This is a genomic window from Geothermobacter hydrogeniphilus (genome assembly GCF_002898515.1).
Classification (GTDB): Bacteria; Desulfobacterota; Desulfuromonadia; order Desulfuromonadales; family Geothermobacteraceae; genus Geothermobacter_A.
On record NZ_PPFX01000006.1, the window covers coordinates 44,614 to 67,137 of the forward strand.

Annotated in this window: 20 protein-coding genes, 1 pseudogene and 1 CRISPR repeat array; of the genes and pseudogenes, 7 read left to right on the top strand and 14 right to left on the bottom strand. The window is 59.3% G+C overall.

All coding sequences use genetic code 11. From position 1 onward, the window contains the following. Positions 1–212: 212 nt before the first annotated feature. Positions 213–1,520 (bottom strand): permease, encoded by a 1,308-nt coding sequence (locus C2E25_RS04160; RefSeq protein WP_103114533.1) that lies wholly within the window; start codon positions 1,518–1,520, stop codon positions 213–215. A 199-nt stretch (positions 1,521–1,719) separates the two neighbouring features. Beyond that, a complete protein-coding gene (locus C2E25_RS04165) occupies positions 1,720–2,049 on the bottom strand; it encodes an ArsR/SmtB family transcription factor (protein WP_103114534.1) in 330 nt (109 codons plus the stop codon). 159 nt (positions 2,050–2,208) lie between these two features. Here C2E25_RS04165 and C2E25_RS04170 point away from each other — a divergent pair, with 159 nt between their 5' ends. From C2E25_RS04170 to C2E25_RS04205, 7 genes are all read left to right on the top strand, one after another. After that, positions 2,209–3,003: a hypothetical protein gene (locus C2E25_RS04170; RefSeq protein ID WP_103114535.1), complete on the top strand. Its 795-nt coding sequence runs from the start codon at positions 2,209–2,211 to the stop codon at positions 3,001–3,003. After that, positions 3,003–3,533, top strand: a complete 531-nt coding sequence (locus tag C2E25_RS04175; RefSeq protein WP_103114536.1) for an acyl-CoA thioesterase — start codon at positions 3,003–3,005, stop codon at positions 3,531–3,533. Before C2E25_RS04170 ends, C2E25_RS04175 begins: the two co-directional genes overlap by 1 nt. A gap of 113 nt (positions 3,534–3,646) precedes the next feature. Beyond that, positions 3,647–5,521, top strand: coding sequence for an ankyrin repeat domain-containing protein (locus C2E25_RS04180; RefSeq protein ID WP_103114537.1), 1,875 nt, complete (start codon positions 3,647–3,649; stop codon positions 5,519–5,521). 336 nt (positions 5,522–5,857) lie between these two features. Beyond that, a complete protein-coding gene (locus tag C2E25_RS04190) occupies positions 5,858–6,046 on the top strand; it encodes a hypothetical protein (protein WP_103114539.1) in 189 nt (62 codons plus the stop codon). 10 nt (positions 6,047–6,056) lie between these two features. Then, positions 6,057–6,638, top strand: a complete 582-nt coding sequence (locus C2E25_RS04195) for a hypothetical protein (RefSeq protein WP_103114540.1) — start codon at positions 6,057–6,059, stop codon at positions 6,636–6,638. Between the two features lie 759 nt (positions 6,639–7,397). Continuing rightward, a complete protein-coding gene (locus C2E25_RS04200; protein ID WP_103114541.1) occupies positions 7,398–8,966 on the top strand; it encodes a hypothetical protein in 1,569 nt (522 codons plus the stop codon). A 10-nt stretch (positions 8,967–8,976) separates the two neighbouring features. Next, positions 8,977–10,224 carry a DUF1566 domain-containing protein gene (locus tag C2E25_RS04205; RefSeq protein WP_103114542.1) on the top strand — a complete coding sequence of 416 codons (1,248 nt, stop codon included), beginning with the start codon at positions 8,977–8,979 and terminating at the stop codon, positions 10,222–10,224. Between the two features lie 43 nt (positions 10,225–10,267). Here the strand turns inward: C2E25_RS04205 and C2E25_RS04210 are convergent, their stop codons facing one another. The 12 genes and pseudogenes from C2E25_RS04210 to cas5c all read right to left on the bottom strand — a co-directional run bounded on the left by C2E25_RS04210 (position 10,268) and on the right by cas5c (position 22,521). Beyond that, positions 10,268–11,350, bottom strand: a complete 1,083-nt coding sequence (locus C2E25_RS04210; protein ID WP_103114543.1) for a 6-phosphofructokinase — start codon at positions 11,348–11,350, stop codon at positions 10,268–10,270. A gap of 109 nt (positions 11,351–11,459) precedes the next feature. After that, positions 11,460–11,834: a type II toxin-antitoxin system RelE/ParE family toxin gene (locus tag C2E25_RS04215; protein ID WP_103114544.1), complete on the bottom strand. Its 375-nt coding sequence runs from the start codon at positions 11,832–11,834 to the stop codon at positions 11,460–11,462. Beyond that, the gene (locus C2E25_RS04220) at positions 11,831–12,115 is read right to left on the bottom strand and encodes a type II toxin-antitoxin system Phd/YefM family antitoxin (protein ID WP_085010744.1); all 285 of its coding nucleotides are present in this window, start codon (positions 12,113–12,115) and stop codon (positions 11,831–11,833) included. The genes C2E25_RS04215 and C2E25_RS04220 overlap by 4 nt, the downstream gene beginning before the upstream one ends. A gap of 130 nt (positions 12,116–12,245) precedes the next feature. After that, on the bottom strand, positions 12,246–13,163 hold the full coding sequence (gene rarD / locus C2E25_RS04225; protein ID WP_103114545.1) for an EamA family transporter RarD: 918 nt from the start codon (positions 13,161–13,163) through the stop codon (positions 12,246–12,248). Between the two features lie 116 nt (positions 13,164–13,279). Next, a CRISPR array of direct repeats spans positions 13,280–15,641; the repeat unit is 32 nt; unit sequence GTTTCAATCCACGCCCCCGCGAGGGGGGCGAC. A 174-nt stretch (positions 15,642–15,815) separates the two neighbouring features. Next, positions 15,816–16,106, bottom strand: a complete 291-nt coding sequence (cas2, locus tag C2E25_RS04230; RefSeq protein WP_103114546.1) for a CRISPR-associated endonuclease Cas2 — start codon at positions 16,104–16,106, stop codon at positions 15,816–15,818. Between the two features lie 4 nt (positions 16,107–16,110). Beyond that, complete coding sequence (gene cas1c, locus C2E25_RS04235; protein ID WP_103114547.1) at positions 16,111–17,142, bottom strand: type I-C CRISPR-associated endonuclease Cas1c; 1,032 nt, start codon at positions 17,140–17,142, stop codon at positions 16,111–16,113. Further along, positions 17,139–17,762 carry a CRISPR-associated protein Cas4 gene (gene cas4, locus C2E25_RS04240; protein WP_103114548.1) on the bottom strand — a complete coding sequence of 208 codons (624 nt, stop codon included), beginning with the start codon at positions 17,760–17,762 and terminating at the stop codon, positions 17,139–17,141. The genes cas1c and cas4 overlap by 4 nt, the downstream gene beginning before the upstream one ends. Positions 17,763–17,869: 107 nt before the next feature. After that, entirely contained in the window at positions 17,870–18,736 is an 867-nt protein-coding gene (locus C2E25_RS04245) for a HEAT repeat domain-containing protein (RefSeq protein ID WP_103114549.1), read from the bottom strand. Positions 18,737–18,798: 62 nt separating this feature from the next. After that, positions 18,799–19,176: pseudogene (locus C2E25_RS04250) on the bottom strand (Bro-N domain-containing protein); the annotation flags it as partial. Positions 19,177–19,237: 61 nt separating this feature from the next. Next, a complete protein-coding gene (cas7c, locus tag C2E25_RS04255) occupies positions 19,238–20,098 on the bottom strand; it encodes a type I-C CRISPR-associated protein Cas7/Csd2 (protein WP_103114550.1) in 861 nt (286 codons plus the stop codon). Positions 20,099–20,101: 3 nt separating this feature from the next. Then, entirely contained in the window at positions 20,102–21,859 is a 1,758-nt protein-coding gene (gene cas8c, locus C2E25_RS04260) for a type I-C CRISPR-associated protein Cas8c/Csd1 (protein ID WP_103114551.1), read from the bottom strand. Then, entirely contained in the window at positions 21,856–22,521 is a 666-nt protein-coding gene (cas5c, locus tag C2E25_RS04265) for a type I-C CRISPR-associated protein Cas5c (RefSeq protein WP_103114552.1), read from the bottom strand. Before cas5c ends, cas8c begins: the two co-directional genes overlap by 4 nt. Positions 22,522–22,524: the final 3 nt, after the last annotated feature.

Here is a 22,524-nt window from a genome sequence, read left to right on the forward strand (position 1 = left end):
TGGGGTTTGGGTTGGGCCGCCAAGACGCCAGGGCCGCCAAGAAGGTCAAAAACCCATTTAACGGAGAGGCGAGGAGGGGCAGAGACAGAGAGAGAATCTTATGGGTTTAAAACCAAAAACTGTTTTTGGCTTTCTCTGCGTTCTCTCCCCCTCTGCGGCTCTCCGTTGAAAAAGGTTTTCTTGGTGTCCCTGGCGACTTGGCGGTGAAAGATTTAAAAAACAGCTCCATAGATCAACCCGCTGATGGTCGCCATCACCATCACCAGCGCGACGAAGACAATGGTCTTTTTCGTTCCCATCACGCTGCGGATCACCAGCATGTTCGGCAGGCTCAAAGCGGGACCGGCGAGCAGCAGCGCCAGCGCCGGGCCCTTGCCCATGCCGGCACCCATCAGCCCCTGCAGGATCGGCACTTCGGTGAGGGTGGCGAAGTACATGAAGGCGCCGAACACCGAGGCGAACAGATTGGCGAACAGCGAGTTGCCGCCGACCAGCGAGGCGACCCACTCAGACGGGATCAGACCCTCGTGGCCGGGGCGGCCGAGCAGCACCCCGGCGATCAGCACACCGATCAGCAGCAGCGGCAGGATCTTCTTGGCGAAATCCCAGCTCTCGTCGAACCAGCGGCCCATTTCACCGTCGCGGGATGTTTTCAGGTTGCTCAGCACCGACAGGCCGATAACGCCGAAGGTGAAGGCCAGGGCCGGATGCTGCGGCTGAAGGCTCGCCATCAGCGCCGCCGGCAGGCCGGCGATGATGATGCGGGTGAAACCGAGTTTGAACCAGGTCGCCAGCATCATTGCCAGGGCGATGGAGAAGAGACTGGTGATCCACCACTTGGCGGCGTAGATGTCATGCCAGAGGCCGGTCGGATCATCGGTTCTGCCCCAGTTGGCGAAGACCAGGATGCCGACCATGCTGGCGAAGTAGAGGCTGGTCTGCCACAGCGGCCGGCCGTCGTCATCATCGCCCATCGCCAGCGCGGCGGCCGCCTTTTCCGCCTCTTCATGGCGGAAGAAGAAGTGCATGGCGAGGCCGATGATCACGGCAAAGAGGATCGCCCCGACGGCGCGGGCGATGCCCATCTCCGGGCCGAGGATGCGGGCGGTGAGGACGATGGCGAGGATGTTGATCGCCGGTCCCGAGTAGAGAAAGGCGCAGGCCGGGCCCAGGCCCGCACCCATCCGGTAGATGCCGGCGAAGAGCGGCAGGATGGTGCAGGAGCAGACCGCGAGGATGGTGCCCGAAACCGCAGCGACGCCGTAGGCGAGCGCCTTGTTCGCCTTCGGCCCGAGGTACTTCATCACCGCCTGCTGGCTGACGAAGACCGCCACCGCCCCGGCGATGAAGAAGGCCGGCACCAGGCAGAGCAGCACATGCTCACGGGCGTACCACTTGACCAGGTGCAGCGATTCCATGATCGCCCCCTGCACCCGCGGCGCCTCCACCGGCAAAAAGAAGCAGCCGGTAAACACGACGATGATCCAGAAGAGCGGTTTCCATTCGGTTTTCCAGTTCATGAGACAAATTCCTTATTGGTCAAATTGCCAAATACTTGCGTAAAATCTAGTCTGCCGCCAAGTCGCCAAGGACGCCAGGAGAATCAAAATCGGCCAAGGGCGAAGGGCTAAAGGCAAAAGGTCCTGACGCTTTTCCCCCTTGACCTTTGGCCCTTCGCCTTTAGCCGCCGTTGATAAGTGCCCTTGGCGACTTGGCTGCCTAGTTTTTGCCCTCGCACACCGCCGAACTGCACCTTGCCTGCTCGCTCAGCACCGCCTCGATGCAGTCGAAGAAACCGGTCACGCAGGGGACCCGTAGACGGTAGAAGACCTGGTTGCCGCGTTTGTCATCGGTTACCAGGCCGGCGTTCTTCAACACGCCGAGGTGTTTTGACACCGTCGACATGTCGGCACCGACCAGCTGTTGCAGGTCGCAGACACAGCGCTCTCCGGCTTCCAGTTCTTCGACCATCAGCAGGCGGGAGGGGTGGGCCAGAGCCTTGAGGACCCGGGCACGGGCTTCGAGTTGTTGGCGGCGCATTGTGTTCATATTTGGCAAAATAGCCAAATAGACTGTTGTTGTCAAATTTATTTTGCCGGGGGTGAAAAAGAGGTCGAAAGTCGCGCCTTGCCTGGAATCCCGATATGCTGTATATGCACTCCGGCAGCCCGGCCCGTTCGGCCGGAAGGAGACAGATGGAGGAGCCGCATGACAGATCTTCAACAACTCTCCGGGGTTATTGAACAGCTTAATTATATCCTCGGCAAAATCCGCCTGTACCGCAAACAGAACCAGTACGTCTACCTGCGGCCGTTTGCGAGCTGGAACAAGGACTACAATCAGGTCGCCGAGACGCTGAAAGCGCAGCGACTCCTTTCCGTCCCGCTGTTCAAGCTGAAGGACGTGGATTTTTCCCCCAGCGGCAAGTCGATCCGGCCGGAGGCGGTCGACAGGCTGGTCCGGACCATCCGGCAGCAGCTTGTGCGCCTGGAGGAGAAACTTGAAGAGCTGGAGAAAGCAGCTGTTGTGCCGCGGCCGCTGGAACGGTTTTTCCCGCGCGACCGGGAGGGCCGTCCCATCGAGCCGCCGGCCGAAGACGACCTGGCCCTGGTCGTCGTTCCCGCCGGGACGGCCGGGGACCCGCTTTTCCGCCGGGGCATTCAACCGGCGCTGGCGGCGCGGGGATTCCGCTGTTTCAGGGCCGAAGGATTTCTGGCGGACAGCGATGGCTTTGCCGAACTCTGCCGGCGGCTCCATGCCTGCCGGCTGGTGATCCTCGACCTCGCCGGCTGTTCTCCCGAGGCCATGCTGGCCCTGGGGCTGGCCTGCGGGTGCGGTAAGCCGGTCATCCTGCTGCAGCCGGGGGAGGCCTCCGCCGTCGTGCCGGTCGGCAGTGCCCTGCTGCCCTATGATGACGCGGCGACGGTCGCGGAAGAGCTTGACGCCATACTGACGAAGGTCCTGGAAACGGCTGATGCCGGGACGCAAAAGGAGACGAGATGATGAGCAGAAAAGCCGCCAAGTTCTGTCGCGAGTCGCGGACCATCAGGACCTCGCTGGTGCTGCCGCCGGACACCAACAACTACGGCACCATGTTCGGCGGTCGGGTGATGTTCCATATCGACGATATCGCCGCTATCGCCGCCACCCGCCACGCCCGCACCTCGGTGGTGACCGCCTCCACCGATTCGGTCGATTTCCTCAACCCGATCCGCAACGGCCAGACGGTCTGTCTCGAAGCCTTCGCCAGCTGGGCCCACCGCACCTCGGTCGAGGTGTTCGTCAAGGTGGTCGCCGAGGACATGCTGAGCGGTGAACGGACCGTCTGCGCCACCTCCTTCCTGACCTTCGTCGCCCTCGACATCAATGGCGAGAAGCAGATGGTGCCCGAGGTGATCCCGGAAACCGAGCTGGAAAAGTTCCTCTTTGCCGGCGCCCCGGAACGGGCCCGCGAGCGCCTGGCGAAACGCGAACAGTCAAAAGATCTGGCGGAACGCTTCGGCGCCGGCAGCCTGTGGCACCAGCATCCCTGAAAACACCCACCTGAATTCTCCGGAAATTCCCTGTTGGCCAAAAACCCGATTATCTATATTATTTGATGATTATGCCCTTGCCGCCTGAGCCGGCCCCTTGCCATCGAGGTGCTATGTTTTCTGCAATATGCCATCCAAAACGCGTCTGTGGTTTTCTGCTTGCCTGCCTGCTGTTCTCGGCGCCCTGGGCGGTTGAGGCCCAACAACAAACGCAGCAAACGCGCCAGGCGCTGGCGGCGGAGATCGACAAAAATCTCCCATCCATTCCCCCTGAAAAAGAGCCATCAACCGCTGATCGGTCCAAGATCAGGCCACAGCTTTGGGCGTTGCTGGATGAGATTGCCGCCTCACCGCAATCCGATATATCCAGCTATACGGGACGAATCATCGCCCTAGCCCGGGGGGATGTCGAGACCACCAGGATTGTGATCCGCCCACAGCAAAACAAAGATGTGGCCCTGTTGCTGCTGGCGGTGAAATACGATCATGTCGCCCTGCTGAAGCGGTTGCTGGGAAAGTATCCCGACTATAGGCAGCTGGCGGGGGAATTCATTTTTGATTATCCGATCACCCTGGCGGTGCATAACGGCAGTTTTCGGGCGGCCCGCTTGCTGCTTGAGTCCTGGGGGCTGGAGCAGCTTTCTGATTTATCTGGTCCTTCTCCGCTTGTCGAAGCCGTGAAGACAGGCTCTGCCGAGATGGTTCAGGTACTGCTCGACAATGGTCTGCAGTGGGAAGAAATATATGATGGCGACCCGGTGGTGATGGCCATGAGCCTGGGGTATCCCAAGGTGGCCAGGGTCTTCATGATCGCGCAGGGGGTGACCCGCCTGAGCACGGAGCAGACCAATGAGATCTTCAGCAAGGCGATGGACTATCCGCCCCATATTGCTGTGGCCGAGGCCATGGTTGACTTTATCAGCGAAGCCGATCCGTCAACCCTCTTTTACGCCGCCGCCCTCGATAATGAAAAGATCGCCCTCAAGCTCTGCTCCTTACCCGGCATCGATGCTGCCGCACCGACCCGGGCTAGCTATTTCAACGAGGTAGATAGCCGGGGAAAAACTGCCGCTGAAGTCGCTCGGGCCTTTGGTCATCAGCACCTGGCAGATCAGATCAGGGCGAAGGTCGAGCAGATTGCGGCAGAACGGCTGCGTCTGGTCGAAGAACAGCGGCGGCGGCAGGAGCTTGAACAGCGCCGGCAGGAGCTTGAACAGCGCCGGCAGGTCCTGCAGCAGTTCAAGGCTGAGCAGAGTCGCAACCGGAAGCAGATCCTGGCGCGCGAGACACCCTACTCGGGGCCGTTGCGCACCACTCTCTATTTCATCCCCGCCGGTGCCAAGGGGAGGGTACGCGGCCGCCAGGAGTATGTTGTCAATGCCGCCCTGTCCACCCTGGCAGAGAAGATCGACAGCTATCCGCTGCGTTTTCAGGTCTGGGAGCGACCGACCCTGATGCTCTATGTCAGGCAGAAAAAGGGCTTTCTCCCCCTGTCGGCGGTCAGCAACGAGGTCCATCTCTATGCCGACGGGGAAGACCTGTTCAGCTTTTCTTTTCGTCAGCGGGGGGATGCCGGTATCGAGGGTATCGCTCCGATCCTGCTGAAAAAACTCAAGGAAGAGATCGACCGGCGTCCCGAGCTGTTCAAGACCCTGGTCGCACAGCGCGATCAGCGGGAGATCGTCCGCACCACCAAGCTCAGGCAGGAGCGGGAGCGGCAGCACAAGGAGACCATGATCCGCCTGCGGACAATGGTCCGCGACAAGAACTACGCAGAGGCGGTCAAGCTGATCGATCAGCTTGAGCAGCAGGGCCTCTACCAGAGCGACGGTCTTGGTTTCATCAAGGCGACATTGCTGCACAAGGCCGGTCGTGATGCCGAGGCTCGGCAGAGCCTGGAGCGCTACCTGTTCGAATACGCGGATTCGGGTTCGAAGTACCTTGCCAAGGCCGAGGCGCTGCGGCGGGAATTGGAGAAAAAACCATGAAATGGACTGTTGTTATCCTGTTGTGCTGTCTTGCCCTATGGCCCGGGAAGGTTATCGCCGACGATAAACCCCAGCAGATCACTGGTCTCGCCCAGGGAAAGACCAGCATCACCAAGACCTACAGCTACCATACGACCCTGCTGGATGAGCAACTGCGTCCGCTGGCAAAACCGGAGCCCCATGTCATCAAGATCGAATACACCATTGACATGGACTACCTCTTCAATTGGCGGGTTTCGGTGCTGATGCAGGAGCCGGTTGTCGTCGGCTGGGTGGCCTACAAGCCGACCCGGATTTTTTCCCTGGCACTTGTGTATGGAGTCAAGATTCCATACGATGAAAAAAAATATCTCCGTCAAGCTGAGCCGACATCCCGGCACCTACAAGGCGGTGGTGAAACATTGCGGCGGGCATGGCGGCAACGTGACGCTCTACGTTTATCTCGACAACCGGCTGGTTGCCACCGAGCACCACTACCTCTCGCGGAAAAGGTCCTGGCGGGCCTACACGCTCCACATCGATTGAGGAGGATGCTTTGCAAGGACAACGGATTATCATCGCCACGCTCTTTATCGTCATCTGCTGCAGTGGCAGCCTGTTTGCGCTCTCTCCCGAGATTCGTTTTGACATGCTGAAGACCAAACTGACCCAGCAACTCAAGGAACAGCAATATGCCCGGGCCCTGGAAACCATACACGAGATCCGCGGCCTGGGAATCGCGACGCCCGCCTCCCTCGACTACTTTGAAGGCAAGGCCCTGTTCGAGTCAGGGAAGAAGTACGAGGCTTACGAGACCCTGGCCAGTTACGTGGAGAGCAACGGCAAAAACGCCAGGTATTATCGACAGGCGATCGCCTACCTGGTGAAGGCCGAGGAGACCTACAACGCCGAGAAGGAAAAGCGGGAAGCGGAACGTGCGGCGCGGGAAAAAGCAAAACAGGAGCAGGAGGCCAAAAAACGGGAAGAGGAGGAAGCCGCCCGCTTCAGCGAGAAGCCCTTTGCCGCCCAGATGGATGACCTGCTGGGTGAAGTGGAGCGGCCGAAATCGGTAACTCCAGAGCCGGATGATCGGGTGGAAGAAATCAACCGGCTGGAAACAAAAAGCAGGGACAATTAGCAGCAATTTGAACGCTACGCCGAGCAGAACCGGAGCTGGCGGATCGGACTTCGAGAAGCGTCGACGTGCTATTGCCAGACGTGCAGCTGACCGGCAGCAGCTGGTCTGGGTTGATTCACAAACCGGCCTGATGTGGCAAAGCGAGCCATACACTTCGGATGATCTACACCTGAATCAGTGAGCCCCTTGCCGGCGGATAGCGCAAGTCATTGACCTGCCTGGGCTTCCCCAAAATTACCAGCGAACCTATGGGTGCGCTTTAAATTTTGGGAAATCCCATTCAGACCAAGCACTTACACTCTCCATCCGACAGGAACTCACCGATTCAGGCTACAGTATCAATTTCAGGAGCAGTACAGAAAATGCAGCGGTGACAGATCAAACCTGAAGTCCGGCAACTGACACTACGCGGACAACTACTGCCGTGGCCTGTCTCTGGCCGGCTACAGCGGCTGCCGGCCAACGAAGAATTGCTCGACTGCTACCTGGCTTATCCGGATCCAAAGAGTTTGCCCGCAAATTTCATCCCGTCCGGGTCGACCCGGCGCAGGTTGTCGATCGCCTCGGCGCCCGGCACGGCGACGATCTGCTGCCCCTTGAGTGACACCATGCGGCTGAATCCCCCGGAAAATTCCCTGTTGGCCAAAAACCCTATTATCTATATTATTGGATGACTATGCCCTTGCGCACTCGGGCCGGGTTTGGTTCAACGCCGGGTTGAAACGAAATGGTGACCACCGCAAGCTGGAGATCCGCGCCATGAAATTAAGATATCTGTTCCTGGTCCTGTCCCTGCTGCTGTCGGGCGGCGCACCGGCCTGGGCGGCCGAGTCCGGGCCGGTGATCAATGGCTATCATGTCGGCTCGACGACCGTCAGCAAATCCTACGATTACTATACCCGCCTGCTGGACGAAAACCTGCGCCCGGCAAAAACGCGCAAATCGCGAACGGTGCCAATCGGGTACCGGATCGACCTCGACTACGTCTTTGTCTGGCGGATTTCGGTCCTGGCGGGAGAGCCGGTGGTCAAGGCCTGGGTGGCGTTCAAGCCGACCGGCATCACGACAGACAACCCTGAACTGTGGGCCTGGATGCAGCAGCGAAAGAGTGATCTGCTGAAGAAGGCGCACCTGACCGAATTCTACATGAAGGTCCGCTATTACACCCATATCCCGAACCAGAGAGCCACCGACTCCGGCGAGGCCATGCTCCTCGATGCCGGTTATGGTCTGAACCCCTATTTCGGGCACACCTCCGCCGAACTGGTGAAGGATGTTGACCTGTTCAACAAGTACGCGAGTTTCAACGCCCCCATCAGTCCTGACTGGAATAAGCTGTTTATCGGTGTTGACAGCAAGCCACGGGCGATCCAACTGTTCAAGGACTATGTCGCCTTCTACAAACACGCCTCGATGAACTGCTTTGATGCCGAAATCAGCAAAATCACGCTCGATACCGATGGTATTAACAACCTTATTTTCAAATATCTGCAGGGGGTGGAAAAAGAGCTCGTCGCCAAGCAACGCAAGCGATCCCCAGATTCAGACAAGACCGGAAAAGCGCCGGGTGACGAGCAGAAAAAACAGCGCGCCCGCCAGCAGGCCGCTGATCTCGATGCCGCCCTCGCGGAAACCGAGACCGGGGTCGACGCGGGCGAAGATCTGTTGCGTGACGGTACCGCGTCCGGACCGGAATCCTTCGAAGATATGCTCGATGAGACCGAGAAGATCAAATTAACCGTCCATGATATTCCCCGCACCACCCGCGCCAATGTCATCACCGTCAGCGGTCGGGTCGAAAATGTCTCGTCGATCGACACGTCTGCCGTCGTATTCCGGATCAATGGTCTTGAGCAGCCTGTTTACCTGCAGCAAGACGGATCCTTCAGCAACAAGGTGGTGCTGTTCAACGGCGCCAACCGCATCGACATCGACTACACCAGCGCCGCCAAGGAGGAGCACCGGAGCTTCGTGGTGAACAGCACCACGCCGCCGGTCAAGGCTCGCTTCACCCTGGTCTGGGACAGCACCGGTTCCGATATGGACCTGCACGTCTACGGTCCGGGCGGCGATCATTGCAGCTACAACAACAAGACGACCCGCAACATGCGTCTCGATGTCGATAACACTACCCGCTACGGACCGGAAAATATCTCCGTCAAGCTGAGCCGACATCCCGGCACCTACAAGGCGGTGGTGAAACATTACGGCGGGCATGGCGGCAACGTGACGCTCTACGTTTATCTCGACAACCGGCTGGTTGCCACCGAGCACCACTACCTTTCGCGGAAAAGGTCCTGGCGGGCCTACACGCTTCACATCGATTGAGGAGGATGTTTTGCAAGGACAACGGATTGTCATCGCCACGCTCTTTATTGTCATCTGCTGCAGCGGGAGCCTGTTTGCGCTCTCTCCCGAGATCCGTTTTGACATGCTGAAGACCAAACTGACCCAGCAACTCAAGGAACAGCAATATGCCCGGGCCCTGGAAACCATACACGAGATCCGTGGCCTGGGAATCGCGACGCCCGCCTCCCTTGACTACTTTGAAGGCAAGGCCCTGTTCGAGTCAGGAAAGAAGTACGAGGCCTACGAGACCCTGACCAATTACGTGGAGAGCAACGGCAAAAACGCCAGGTATTATCGACAGGCGATCGCTTACCTGGTGAAGGCCGAGGAGGCCTACAATGCCGAGAAGGAAAAGCGGGAAGCGGAACGTGCGGCGCGGGAAAAAGCGGCGCGGGAAGAGCGGGAAAAGGATATGGCTCTGCGACGACAGGCTCAGGAGTTTGCTCAGGAACCGGCTTACGGTACTCCAAATAACGGGCTGATGTGGTCTTTCCCGCTTAGCAAGGGCTACCTGGCCAACCCTTACCTCCAGGGCCAAGCGTGGGGAACGAAGCAGGAGGCCCGGAACTATTGCGAAAATCTCGATCTGGCGGGGCACAGTGACTGGCGGGTGCCGGATATGCAGGAGTTCAGCACCGTCGCTGGCAAGGGGAACAAATATTCGTCCCTCCCCTGGCCCGCGCATTTCAAGGTGTGGCTGTGGGGTCGTCAGGAGTTTTCTGGTCGGGACACTCGTTACCAGGCGAACCAATTGTATGCGGTCAGTAACAATGATATGCAATCTTATGATGAGCAGTCTGCCGCAATCATTTGTGTCCGCAGAAACTCGCCGGAAATGTTTGAGAAATATTTCAGCCGCCAATATCGCGTGGTCAAATTCAAGGGGCACAAAATCATGGTCGAGGATCGCTACATGATTTCCTCGGATCAGTGTTTCTACCGGGACCCCGAGGTAACCTTTTCCGCCGCTAACAAATACTGCAAGAATCTCAAACTGGGAGGCTACGACGACTGGCATCTGCCGATCAAGGAGGACATGCTGCAGCGGCTTCCCTGCGAGATTGCCGCCTATCTTTCCTTTCTGGTTGACGATTCATCCTACAATGATCTCTGGTACGTGGAGCCGGGGCTGCTGAGGAACAAGCCGGGAGTGCATGACCCGGGTGAATGCAAGATACGCCTCGAAAAATACAAACGGGCGCGCCATCACGTCCGGTGCGTGCGGGATGTGAAGTAGAAAGGGCGCCCGCGGCTGCCGGACTGGTCCGAGCCGCAGTCTCCTAGCGCCCGCAGCAGATGCCCAGCGCCTCGGCGGTCGCCACCAGCTGCCCGTCCGGGTCGACCAGGCGCAGGTTGTCGATCGCTTCGGCGACCGGCACCGAGACGATCTGCTGCCCCTTGAGTGACACCATGCGGCCGAATTCGCCGCGGCGGATCAGTTCCACCGCCTCGACGCCGAAGCGCGAGCCGAGGATGCGGTCGGTGTGGGACGGGGTGCCGCCGCGCTGCACGTGGCCGAGGACCACGGTGCGGGTTTCTATTCCCAGGCCCTCTTCGATCTGCTGCGCCACCACCTGTCCGACCCCGCCGAGCCGTTCGGCGCGGCCATCGGTTTCGGCCGCCACGGCGACGGTGCGGCTGCCTTCTTTCGGCAGCGCCCCTTCGGCGACCACCACCACCGAAAAATTACGGCCCAGTTTTTTGCGTCCCTCCAGCTTGTTGAAGACGGCATCGAGATCGTAGGGGATTTCCGGCAGCAGGATGACATCGGCCGAACCGGCGATGCCCGACTCCAGCGCGATCCAGCCGGCATAGCGGCCCATCACCTCGACCACCATCGCCCGGCGGTGGCTTTCGGCGGTGGTGTGCAGGCGGTCGAGGGCTTCGGTGACGATGCCGACCGCTGTGTGATAGCCGAAAGTCGAATCGGTGGCGGCAACGTCACAGTCGATGGTCTTGGGGACAAAGACACAGGGGATGCCGAGATCCATCAGTTGGCGACCGATGCCGAGGGTGCCGTCGCCACCGACCATGATCAGCGCCTCGGCCCCGGTTTCGCGGAAATTGTTCAAGACCCGGGCCGAGAGGTCGTGGACCACCCGGGTCCCGTTTTCCTCGACTTCATAACGGAACGGGTTGCCCTTGTTGGTGGTGCCGATGATGGTGCCGCCGCGCGACAGGATGCCCTTGACCTGGCCGAGACCCAGGGGAATCGGCTCCCAGCCGTGGACCAGGCCGTCGAGGCCGTCACGGATGCCGATCACTTCCCAGCCGTAGCGGAAGATGGCGGAGCGCACCACGCCGCGGATGACAGCATTCAGTCCCGGGCAGTCGCCGCCGCCGGTGGAAATCGCGATTTTCATGGTTCATGCCTCCGTGCGAGATGATTGTGCAGACAGTGTAGCATGCAGGATCTTTTCGGCCAGAGAGGGGACAAGGTTAAGGTTGGATGTCCCAGGAGGCAGGGGTGTCTCAATCTTCCCATCGTTCCGGAAAGTCGAAGGAAAGCTGGCGATGATGTTTGATCGCCAGCAGATACAGGTTGTTCCCTTGTCGGGCGTAGAGGATGAGATAGTCGCCGCGGATCAACTCCCGTACGCTGGCGTTGTCGCCGGGGCGCTGTTGCAGGGTTGCGACGAGGGTTGTGGCCTCATGGGAGGATGTGCGGCGTTGCAGGAAGTCTTTGCCGAGTTCAGGAAGAACCTCCAGCCGGGGGATGATATCGGTAAACAGATCGTCCAGCAGGGCTTCGAAGGCCCAGGCAGCGTCGGCCTCGGCCAAAAAGGTTTCGATCTCATCCAGGTTGCGACGGAAATTGCGGGTGACCTGGATATGTCTGCGGCTCATTTTGAGCGGCCGTAGCGGGCTTTCAGTTCTGCCACCGAACAGAGGTTGCCCGCTTCGACATCGTCCCAACCGCGACCGGCCTCTTCGAGCAGTGTCAGGTGGATGTTTTCCCGTTCGAGGCGGTGGTAATAGTCGAGGCGGCGGGCATCGATCAGGGCGACATAGGCTTTGCCATTGCGGGTGATGATCTTTTCCCGGCCCTGGCAGGCCTCTTCGGCCAGTTCGGTCAGGCGGGCGCGAGTTTCCTTGAGGGGGACAATGTCCCTGCTGGTGATCGGCATGGCAAGCTCCTGTTCGGCTGCAATGATCAACTTAAGTTTAACGTATAGATTAAACCATGGAGGCACTTGCGGCAAGCCGTTGTTTGTCAGGTGTCGGTTTTATCGTCGGTTTGCAGTCAGCTTCAACGCTTCAGTCTGCCGCCCCTCTGCTCCGGCTCTTCCACAGCGCTTCCCCCGAATAGACCCCCAGTCCGGCCCAGATGAAGAGAAAACTTCCCAACTCCGCCAGGTTGAAGGGTTCCCGGTAGAGAGCGACGGCGAGCAGGAAATGCAGGCTGGGAGTGATGTACTGCAGAAAACCGATGGTGGCCAGCCGCAGCCGGCGGGCGGCGCCGATGAAACAGAGCAGGGGGATGGCGGTCACCACCCCGGAGAGGGGCAGCAGCAGGTCGAGACGCGGCGAGCCGCCCAGGAACCCGGCCTGGTGCTGAGCCAGCAGGTAGAGTATGAAGCCAAGGGCGAAGGGCGCCAGCAGCAGGGTCTCGACCGTCAGGCCGATCAATGCGTCAACCTCGGCGATTTTGCGCAGCAGCCCGTAAAGACCGAAGGACGCCGCCAGCACCAGGGCGATCCAGGGCAGTCGGCCGTACTGGACGGTCAGGGAGACGACCCCGGCCAGGGCGAGCAGCACGCTCAGCTGCTGCCAGCGGCTGAGCCGTTCACCGAGAAAGAGGAAGCCGAGCAGCACGCTCAGCAGCGGGGTGATGAAATAGCCCAGGCTTGATTGCAGCACCTCGCCGACCTGCACCGCGTAGATGAAGACCAGCCAGTTGCAGGCGATCAGCAGCGTCGAACCACACAGTGTCAGCAGCAGCGTCCGGTCGGCAAAGACCCGGCGGATGGCGCCGAGCCGACTGCGGAGGAGAACCAGCAGGCTGAGGAAAACCGCCGACCAGAAGATCCGGTGACAGACGATCTCCAGCGGCGCGGCGCCGGTCAGAGCCTTGAAGAAGATCGGGAAGGAGCCCCAGACGGTGTAGGCGGCGAGACCGAGGATGACGCCCTGCCGGGAGCGGTTGTCTGCTGCAGTGGTCGCGGGAGAATTCATCCGCAGAATGTGCGCTGTTTTGAGGGAGAAATCAAGCTTTCAACGGTGGCTGTTGATGTCGGGGCGATTCTGGTGATCGTCCGGCGCGCTGGGGGTGATGATCAGGTTGTCGGCTTGTTTCAATCCACGCCCCCGCGAGGGGGGCGACAGCCCCTGCTCCAACGTCAAAGTATGGCCAAGCAAGGTTTCAATCCACGCCCCCGCGAGGGGGGCGACGACCTCCCTGGAGACGACCACTGCCGGCCGATTTAGGGTTTCAATCCACGCCCCCGCGAGGGGGGCGACCAACCACGGCAAGATCAACGGGGAGGTGATCGCGTGTTTCAATCCACGCCCCCGCGAGGGGGGCGACACGATTATCTGTGTAGCAAAATAGTTTTGTGTCGCCTCGTTTCAATCCACGCCCCCGCGAGGGGGGCGACTGAAAACCTGGCGGTCATTGAAGCCCGCAGCACGTTTCAATCCACGCCCCCGCGAGGGGGGCGACCACAATCCGTGAACTATTAAGGAACACTATTGCTGTTTCAATCCACGCCCCCGCGAGGGGGGCGACGCAGGACCTTGCCACGCTGGCAGGTGTGACCACTAGTTTCAATCCACGCCCCCGCGAGGGGGGCGACCGTTCTTCAGTGACATGGTCAGGACTGTTTGCCACGTTTCAATCCACGCCCCCGCGAGGGGGGCGACAGGGCGCAGGCCCGCAGGATTTGCCGACAGCGTGGTTTCAATCCACGCCCCCGCGAGGGGGGCGACGAAAGGACATTGAGAAATGATCTACAACGACCAAGTTTCAATCCACGCCCCCGCGAGGGGGGCGACATTTTTGGTTGTGTTCTTCAAATGGTTTGCTCAGTGTTTCAATCCACGCCCCCGCGAGGGGGGCGACGCTCTGACCGGGTGAGTGTCAGCCGGAACAGCCATGTTTCAATCCACGCCCCCGCGAGGGGGGCGACTCTGCGGTGAGACGATTAATGCCGGTCGAGTGTGTTTCAATCCACGCCCCCGCGAGGGGGGCGACAGATCTCCTCATGCTACTACGGCCTTCGTCAATAAGTTTCAATCCACGCCCCCGCGAGGGGGGCGACAGACGGTTGAAGGGGACACGCCTACAGCAATAGCGTTTCAATCCACGCCCCCGCGAGGGGGGCGACTAAGCATTTTCGACGACTTCCGCGCACTTAAAATGTTTCAATCCACGCCCCCGCGAGGGGGGCGACCTGCAAGGTCCTGATCGCGCAGGTTGTCGAAGATGTTTCAATCCACGCCCCCGCGAGGGGGGCGACGCCTGGGTGAGGCCTGCTTCCTTGGCGATCTTTTGGTTTCAATCCACGCCCCCGCGAGGGGGGCGACTGGTCATTGTTTTAAATCCTTTCAGGTTAGATATGTTTCAATCCACGCCCCCGCGAGGGGGGCGACGCAGCGTGAGGACAAGGGCCAGGTGACCATCGAGTTTCAATCCACGCCCCCGCGAGGGGGGCGACGAACCGGCGACGCCACGACTTTTTGCCGAGCGTGGTTTCAATCCACGCCCCCGCGAGGGGGGCGACGGGGTATGACGTGCGACAGATGGCCGCCGCGCTGTTTCAATCCACGCCCCCGCGAGGGGGGCGACGTACGGTTTTCCCAGACAGCCAGCGAGAAACGGTTGTTTCAATCCACGCCCCCGCGAGGGGGGCGACCGCGGTCAGGGATATCAGGATGGTTATCGCGGCTGTTTCAATCCACGCCCCCGCGAGGGGGGCGACACGCCTCATCGTCGGCGCCGAGACCAACCAGGGCCAGTTTCAATCCACGCCCCCGCGAGGGGGGCGACGATACAGGCCCATATCACCGTCGCAACCGAATGCGTTTCAATCCACGCCCCCGCGAGGGGGGCGACCGGCCCTGCTTTACGTGTTCAGTTCGGCGGACAAGTTTCAATCCACGCCCCCGCGAGGGGGGCGACGCCCCAGTTGGGGCTGCCGATTGTCGGGCGGGACGTTTCAATCCACGCCCCCGCGAGGGGGGCGACACGGCAGCGGCAACGTCACCGGCATCACCTTGGACGTTTCAATCCACGCCCCCGCGAGGGGGGCGACCCGACAATATCGTCAAAATCGACACCACCACCGGGTTTCAATCCACGCCCCCGCGAGGGGGGCGACGCGACCTGTATCGGGCGATCGACACGGTGGCCGGCGTTTCAATCCACGCCCCCGCGAGGGGGGCGACCCCTTCAGAGGCGTCAAGCGCGGGACCCTCATCGTCGTTTCAATCCACGCCCCCGCGAGGGGGGCGACGCCTACCACCTCACCGACCCCGACAGCTGGGGGAGTTTCAATCCACGCCCCCGCGAGGGGGGCGACGGCCGCGTTTCTGGCGGGCCTGCCTGTCGCAATCTGTTTCAATCCACGCCCCCGCGAGGGGGGCGACCAACCGGCTGCAGCCCGACATTCCTCGATCACTTGTTTCAATCCACGCCCCCGCGAGGGGGGCGACAGTGTTGCTTTAACTTGCTAAAATCGGGTGCTTTTTAAGCTTGCTTTTGCGAACCTTCCGAGTAGGTAGGTGATTTGTTCACTGCCTTGTCCGGAATTTTTAAAAAAGATCTGAGAATTAAGGCCTTGGATTATTTGCGAACCTCCCGGTCAAACCGCCCTCACTTGGGGTTCGCTACACGATGAGCGGCCCTTCCTGATCGATGCCGGGCTTGGCGCCGACATGTTCTACCCGCTTCCTCCAGTTGGAGCCGAGGAAATAAAAACGCAGACTGTCCCGTTCTTCGTCAATTTCCTGAATCAGCTGCTGTCTGAATTTAACCCATTGGGCCGGATCAACCAGGCATTCAAAAACCGAGAACTGAACACGTTGCCCGTGATTCACGCATATCTTTGCTACCCGACGCAATCGTCTCGCCCCAGCCCGGTCCGAAGTCGCGACATCGTAACTGACCAGAACCATCATCGGTCTACCTCCAGAGAAAAGGTGGATAGGCGTCGAGATCGCCGCGTAGATATCGTGCCAGCAACTGCGCCTGGACAAAGACCAGCATGCCGATGGGGACTTTCTCCTTGATGAAGGGATGCTCGATCTCCGCCTGTTTGCGTTTCTGGTATTCAGTCAATACCAGCTTGCGGGTTTCGTCGTCCATCAGCACCGCGCCTGATTCCTTGATTTGAAACCCCTTCTTTTTCACCTGTCCCAGATTGATAAGCGAGAGCGCCAGCCGGTCGGCAAGGACCGGACGGAACTCTTCCATCAGGTCCAGGGCCAGGCTCAGCCTGCCGGGGCGGTCACGGTGCAGGTAGCCGACAGCCGGGTCGAGACCTACTGTTTCCAGGGCGGAACGGGTGTCATGATAGAGAAGAGTATAGAGGAATGAGAGCAGGCAGTTGACCCGGTCCCTGGGGGGACGGCGGCTGCGTCCGCTGAAATGAAAGTCAGTTTTTCGATTGACGATCAATTGATTGAAATGTCCGAAGTAGCTGCTGGCGGCCTGTCCCTCGATGCCGCGTACTTCATCGAGATTATCCACCTTCAGCAGCTTTTGGGAGGTTCTGCCGAACTGGGCATGGGCCAGTTCCAGCGCCGACCGATCAAACTTGTCGCCGTGGTCGCGCAGGGCGCGCCCGAGGACGGTGCGGCAGTTGTTGACCTTGCCGAGGACAAACATCCTGGCCAGTCCGGCCGAGGCGGCGGGCTCGTCGGCCTGCCGGTACTGGGTTCGGCGCAACAGGACATTACCTGATGTGGGGCCCTGAACACTGGCGAGGTATTTTCCGTAACTAGTCAGAAAGCTGACTGCGACGCCATGCTCACCGCAGTGCCCGAGCAGAAACGGGCTACAGGTGACCTGGCCGAAGCAGACAATCGAGCTGAGGGTGTGGATCGGCAGACGCAGCCGGGTTTCGCGTTCGATGTTGACCGCGACCGTCTCTCCCTCCTTGTTCAGGTAGGCCCCCTGGGTGGTGACATAGAGGGTGTTGAGCATCTTTCTCATGTCGGATCCCTCAGCATCTGAGCAAGATATTTGGCGACCGAGCGGGTTTCATTGCAACTGCCAGGCAGGCAGATCTGCCGCAGGGAACAATTGTCGCACCTGCCGTCATGGATGGCCGGCGGGGTTTCATCCAAGGCCAGCAGATCATGGGTGGCCCGGATGGTCTGCTCGGTCATGTTTCTTAATTCGGCACTGAAAACGACCTCCCGGCGACGGCGCTTCTGTCCGTAGAAGAGTGCCCCTCGATCGATGGCGATCTGCAGCATCTCTTCCAGGCAGAGGGCCTGGGCGCAGAGCTGTACTTCATCGCAGAGATCCTTTTTCGGTCGGCCGCGTTTGTATTCCACCGGATAGACGCTGCCGTCGGCATGAAACTCGACCACATCGGCCTGGCCGCTCAAACCGTAGCGTTTCGAACTGATTGGCAGAGTACGGACAATGCGGATATCTCCCTCCTGCCGGGATGTCCCGCTGTCGGCCCGCTCATGCAGTACCCGTCCCTCGGCGGTGAAGCGGTTTTCGCTCCATTGCTGCTCCAGGTGAATCAGGGCGCACTGCCGGGGGCAGAACTGGTAGTGCTGCAGCGCCGAGAGCATGATGTAGTCGGATTCGGCGTACATTACCTTTTCTCCAACAGCAAGTTATTGAACAGATGCGTTAACGCCGTCTGTTGCTTTCGGCAGCATCGAGTATTCTCGCTGACGTCACGGCGCGGAGGCAAAGCAAGTCAGCGGTATTGCCGCAATTTCTCCAGCAACGTCGAGCGCATACATGGTTTGTCGGCCGGATAGAGCGAGATCAAACGCTTGCCCTGTTGCTGGTAGAGCTGCTGTTTTTTGAGCATGCCGATCTTGTAGTCGGCAGTATCCATCCCCCAGTACTCGATGTAGACATCGAACTCCGGAAGATAGAAGTCAGGGCGGATGGCATAGCCGTCGAGAATGCGAAAGCGTTCGTCGTAGCGGTAGTTTATCCCCTCCGCATCCAGCGCCTCGCAGATCAACCGTTCTCCGTCCGATTGAACCCAGGTGCCGTCCTTGGCGCGGATGTTTTTCTGCAACTCAACCTTGGTTTCGAAATTGCGTCTTTCCAGAAACACCTCGTCGAAACAGTAGTTGCAGAACGGCCTCTGAAAGGCCTTGTGGCTGCGAACGTATTCGTCCGGTTCAAGCTTCACTCCACAGCGCTGGCAGAGGTGGACAGCTTGCTGCTCTGCGATATCGAGCGCCGAACGGATCAACTTGCCCGCTGCCAGAACGCTGCGTTTTACATAGTCCCGCTCAACCGGGTTACTGTAAAGATCGCGCAGGTCCGGCAAGGCTACCTTGGCTGCCGCGCCGAACGCACCCAGAGCCTTGGCGGTATACTGCCGTACTTGCGGATGCTGGTCTCTCAGCAGGGGATGCAGCACCTTCACTGCTTCATCAGTGGGTACAATACCAGCCAGTTTGCCGAGTGCCGAAGCCGTAAGCCTCCGGACCAAAGGCGACGTCGACCGAGCCAGTTCTGCCAATTCGGTAAAAGCCGAAGCCGCAGCGCTGTTACCCAGTTCCGTGGCTCGGGCCGCCAACTGCTTCTCGTTGGCAATGTTCATGCCGCTCCTCTCCGACTGATTGCGTCTCTACAGAGCCTCCATGGCGTCACAACCGTTATGAGTTCACGGGTGCGGGCGGTGCCGAGTTCAGGATCTTCGATTTCCTGAACCCGCTCGTAGCCGACCCTGGCCAGCCAGCGCTTGAAGGGTTCGGCCTTGGGGGAGGGGATCGACTGGATGATGCGGAAGATGCCTTCGGTGTTGGCGCAATCGGTTGTTCTGTATTTGCCGTCTGCTGCCTTTAATTTCAACCCGTGACACTTTGTCACGACTTCACTTGCCTCTGCCCTGAGCCGCTGTTTCAGTTTGCGCCAATAGGCACCGGCATCTGAGCTGTCGGTCAGAACGCCACAGACATCGACAACCGAAAACCACCACTCGTCATTGTGTAGTGTGCGGCGAATTTCCTTGTCTTTGAAAATGGCCAGCTTTTCTGTCATTGTCCAATTCCCCCAAGTTGAATCAGGTGCGGGGTACACGCTGTACCCCGCATGATCTGGATTACAGCATTTCGATGATCTCGATCCCGTTCGGAGCATCCCCGACTGTCACATCGTAATCCTTGAACGAACGCGCCGGACCTTCGGTGCGGCTGTTGCGCTTGATCTCGATCAGGTCGAACAGCTTGTGGGCGGGGGCGTTGCCGAGCTTGTCCTGATGCTTGAAGACGAACAGTTTCTGGCTGCTCATCAGGCCTCTGGCAGCGGATCGGTCATGCTCAAACATGTTGATCAGCGCATTCCAGAGCAGTTCCAGATCTTCATCAGAAAACCCGGTTTTCTCAGCCAGGGGAGCAGAAATAAAGCCTTGGGCGACGTAAAGACCATAGGGAACGATATGTTTGCGCCCCATGGTGCGTTCTTTTTCCAGGTCTTTTTCGTTGGTCACCGCCATGCGGGTGATGCTGACCTCCTGTGACAGGATCGGATCGACGCTTTTGGCAAAGGCCAATTGCACCGGGCCACGCACCTGACCACAGTTGATCTCGGTGGTCATGACAGCACCAAAGCTGCGGATGTCGTAGAAATTGGCGCACATCCAGCCGGTGATTTTTTTCGCGTCTTCAATATTTTTCGGCAATTTTTTCTTTTCCGGTTTAAGGTCAAACTGTTTGTAGGCCATCTCGTTGGTGCGATTGAGAACGGCCTTTTCCTGCACATAGATGCTGTACCCCTCGGCCCCTTCCTTGGCGAGGGCGACATGGTTGCGGATTTTCCGCTTCAGACAGACATCAGTGACCAAGCCGTACCCGGTTTCCGGATCGACGCGCGGTGTATTGCCGGCATCGGGGTCACCGTTGGGGTTGCCGTTTTCAACATCGAAAAGCAGTGCGAACTCGTAGCGATTGGCGATTGCGGTCATGGTTTATCCCTCCTGAGTTTTCTTGGTGTAAAAGTCTTTGCGCTGATGGTAGTAACCGATCATGAACAGCCCCTGCTGTTCGGGGGCCTGAGTTTTCGGGTAGTCGTTGAACTCGGCGATGATATCCTGGGTCAGACGCTCCAGGTACACCGCCCGCCCTTTTCTCTCCGGGTCTTTACGCAATTTGGCGATGTGATTGGTCCGGTTCTTCAGCAACAGATGAAACACCAGGCCCGGCGTTGCCGAAGCGGCTGCCAGGTAACGATCCTTGACGGTGGCATTGGAGCCGGGAACCGCCTCCTCCTGGGTTTTCTCGATAACAGCAAACAACCGCCCCAACAGATAGGGCAAATCTGTCCTTTCGGGATTTAAAGACACGGTCACCTCCTCCATTTTTGTATTGCGCAGCAAAAATGCTTTCAGCAATGCAGCGCGAAAATAGGTTACATCCTGCTCGGCACGGATACGGTCGAGAACAACGGGCAATAAACTTTTCGGATAGGGATTGCCGGTAAGCATGGCGCGGGTGAGGCCACCGGCAAGTACGGGTGAAATATTCTCTCCCTTGCCGAGGGTTGCGGTCTGTACCAGCAGGCGCCATAGCGGCGGAAATTCCGGCTCGCTGTCGTACTGCCGGACAATGTCCAGCTGTTCATAATGCCGACTGACCCGGGTCAGCAGGTTGCCCAGGCTGTCGGTCGCCCAGAAGCGGATCGACAACCGTGCGGCGTTGGGGGCCAGTCCAAGGATATAAAAGCGCACATTTTCGTCGAGTTCGGGCAGAAAATCGACCGGTCTGCGGCCATCGCGTACGGCCTTCAGCAGCCCTCTGATATTCGCGGCGGTCTGCCGATCGTCCCGGCTTGCCGGTGCTGATTTTCCCTCTTCTTCCGGCGGGGCGAAGAAGTCAGCGAACAGTTCTTCGGCAATATTTTTCCGCTCGGCCCAGAAGATATAGGTGGTGTCGCCGATACTGACCTTCTGGCGACTGTCGCTGGCAAGCAGGGCGTTGAGGGCGGTGGTGTAGGCAAAGGCTGAGGTTTCAGCAACAGAGGCTTTGTCCTGTTTGTAGGAGACAAAGGCCGAAGCATTGTACGAAACGATGTAGCCGCCTGATTTCTGTCCGCCGCGTACCCCCTTGATCGGCGTATGTACCCGCGCCAGCGGTGCATTTTCTTCACCGCTGATCAGGCATTGCCCAAGGGGCGCATCGGATGCGGTCTGTCCGTATTCGATCCAGCATTGATGTACCGTCGGGCGATCATGGATAAAGCCCGGAGTGCCATCGAGACGAAAGACCAGGTTGGCGTTGCAGACCTCTTCCCACGGTTGGAACCGGGAAACCGCTCCTTCGGTCTGCTCGGCATTCCAGGACCGCAAAAAGCGTAGCACCGCCTGGTAACCAGGGTCCTCAAGATCGCCACAAACTGTGGTCAGCAGTTCGCGGAAGGCGTCAAAGCGCTCAAGATTCTTAGTCGTTGCGCCATCGCCGTCAGTTCCAAAAATGTAGGCGGCCTTGTCCCAGATAAAGTTGGCCTTGACCCCGGAGGTTCGCGTTACCGCAGCCGGTACCGGCAACTTGCGCGGTTTGAGCTTCTTTCCGCCTCCTTCCCGCAAATCCTCGATATCTCGCAGCGAACCATCCTCTCCCAGTACCAGGGCAAACGAAATATTCTCAATACTGGTGCCGAAGGCAGGCATTGCGGCATCGGGGTCATCCTGCATCCGCTGGTAATAGCTGTTCAAGGCATGCAGAATCATGCTCGCACCTCCTCGGAGAAGGGCGACGGTGGTGAGATGACACCGTTCTCCAGGGTGGCGCGGAAAAACAGGGGGGTCATCTCGTTGGCGAAGTCGATGTCGAGCAGCATGTAGCCGAGGTCTTTCGATTCGCCGGCATAGCAGGATTCAGGGATTTCGCCATCAAGCAGTTCGAAGGAGGCGGGGAACTCGCGACAGCCAAGGCAGGGCTGATGGAAGAACTGCCCCTTCTTCGCGCGCCGGTTGAAGATATCGAGATGCTTGCCCTCGTTGTCGTCAGGGCCGGCCTTGTCGGTCAGCACGAAATGGGCCTCGATGACATACTCGACGTCACGCAGCAGGGTCGAGGCGCGCTGCTGGCGATTCTTGCCGTCATCGACCAGAAAATAGAGTTGCTTCTTGTCCCGCATGGCGGTGACGGGGTTCGGCTTGGGGATCTTGGAACTGACTTCGTTACGACGGACATTGTCGAACTTGATGGGGCGGAGGACATGAATCCTGTCGATCACCCAGCGGATCGCGGGTTTCCAATGGACCGCCTCCAGGATTCCACGTGCGGCAGAGGGCGTCATCACATCGTAAGAGACACGCTCCACTTTCATTTCGGGACGGGTGAAGCAGGCATAATCCCCCCACACCCGTAGCTTGATTCCATAGGCCATAGG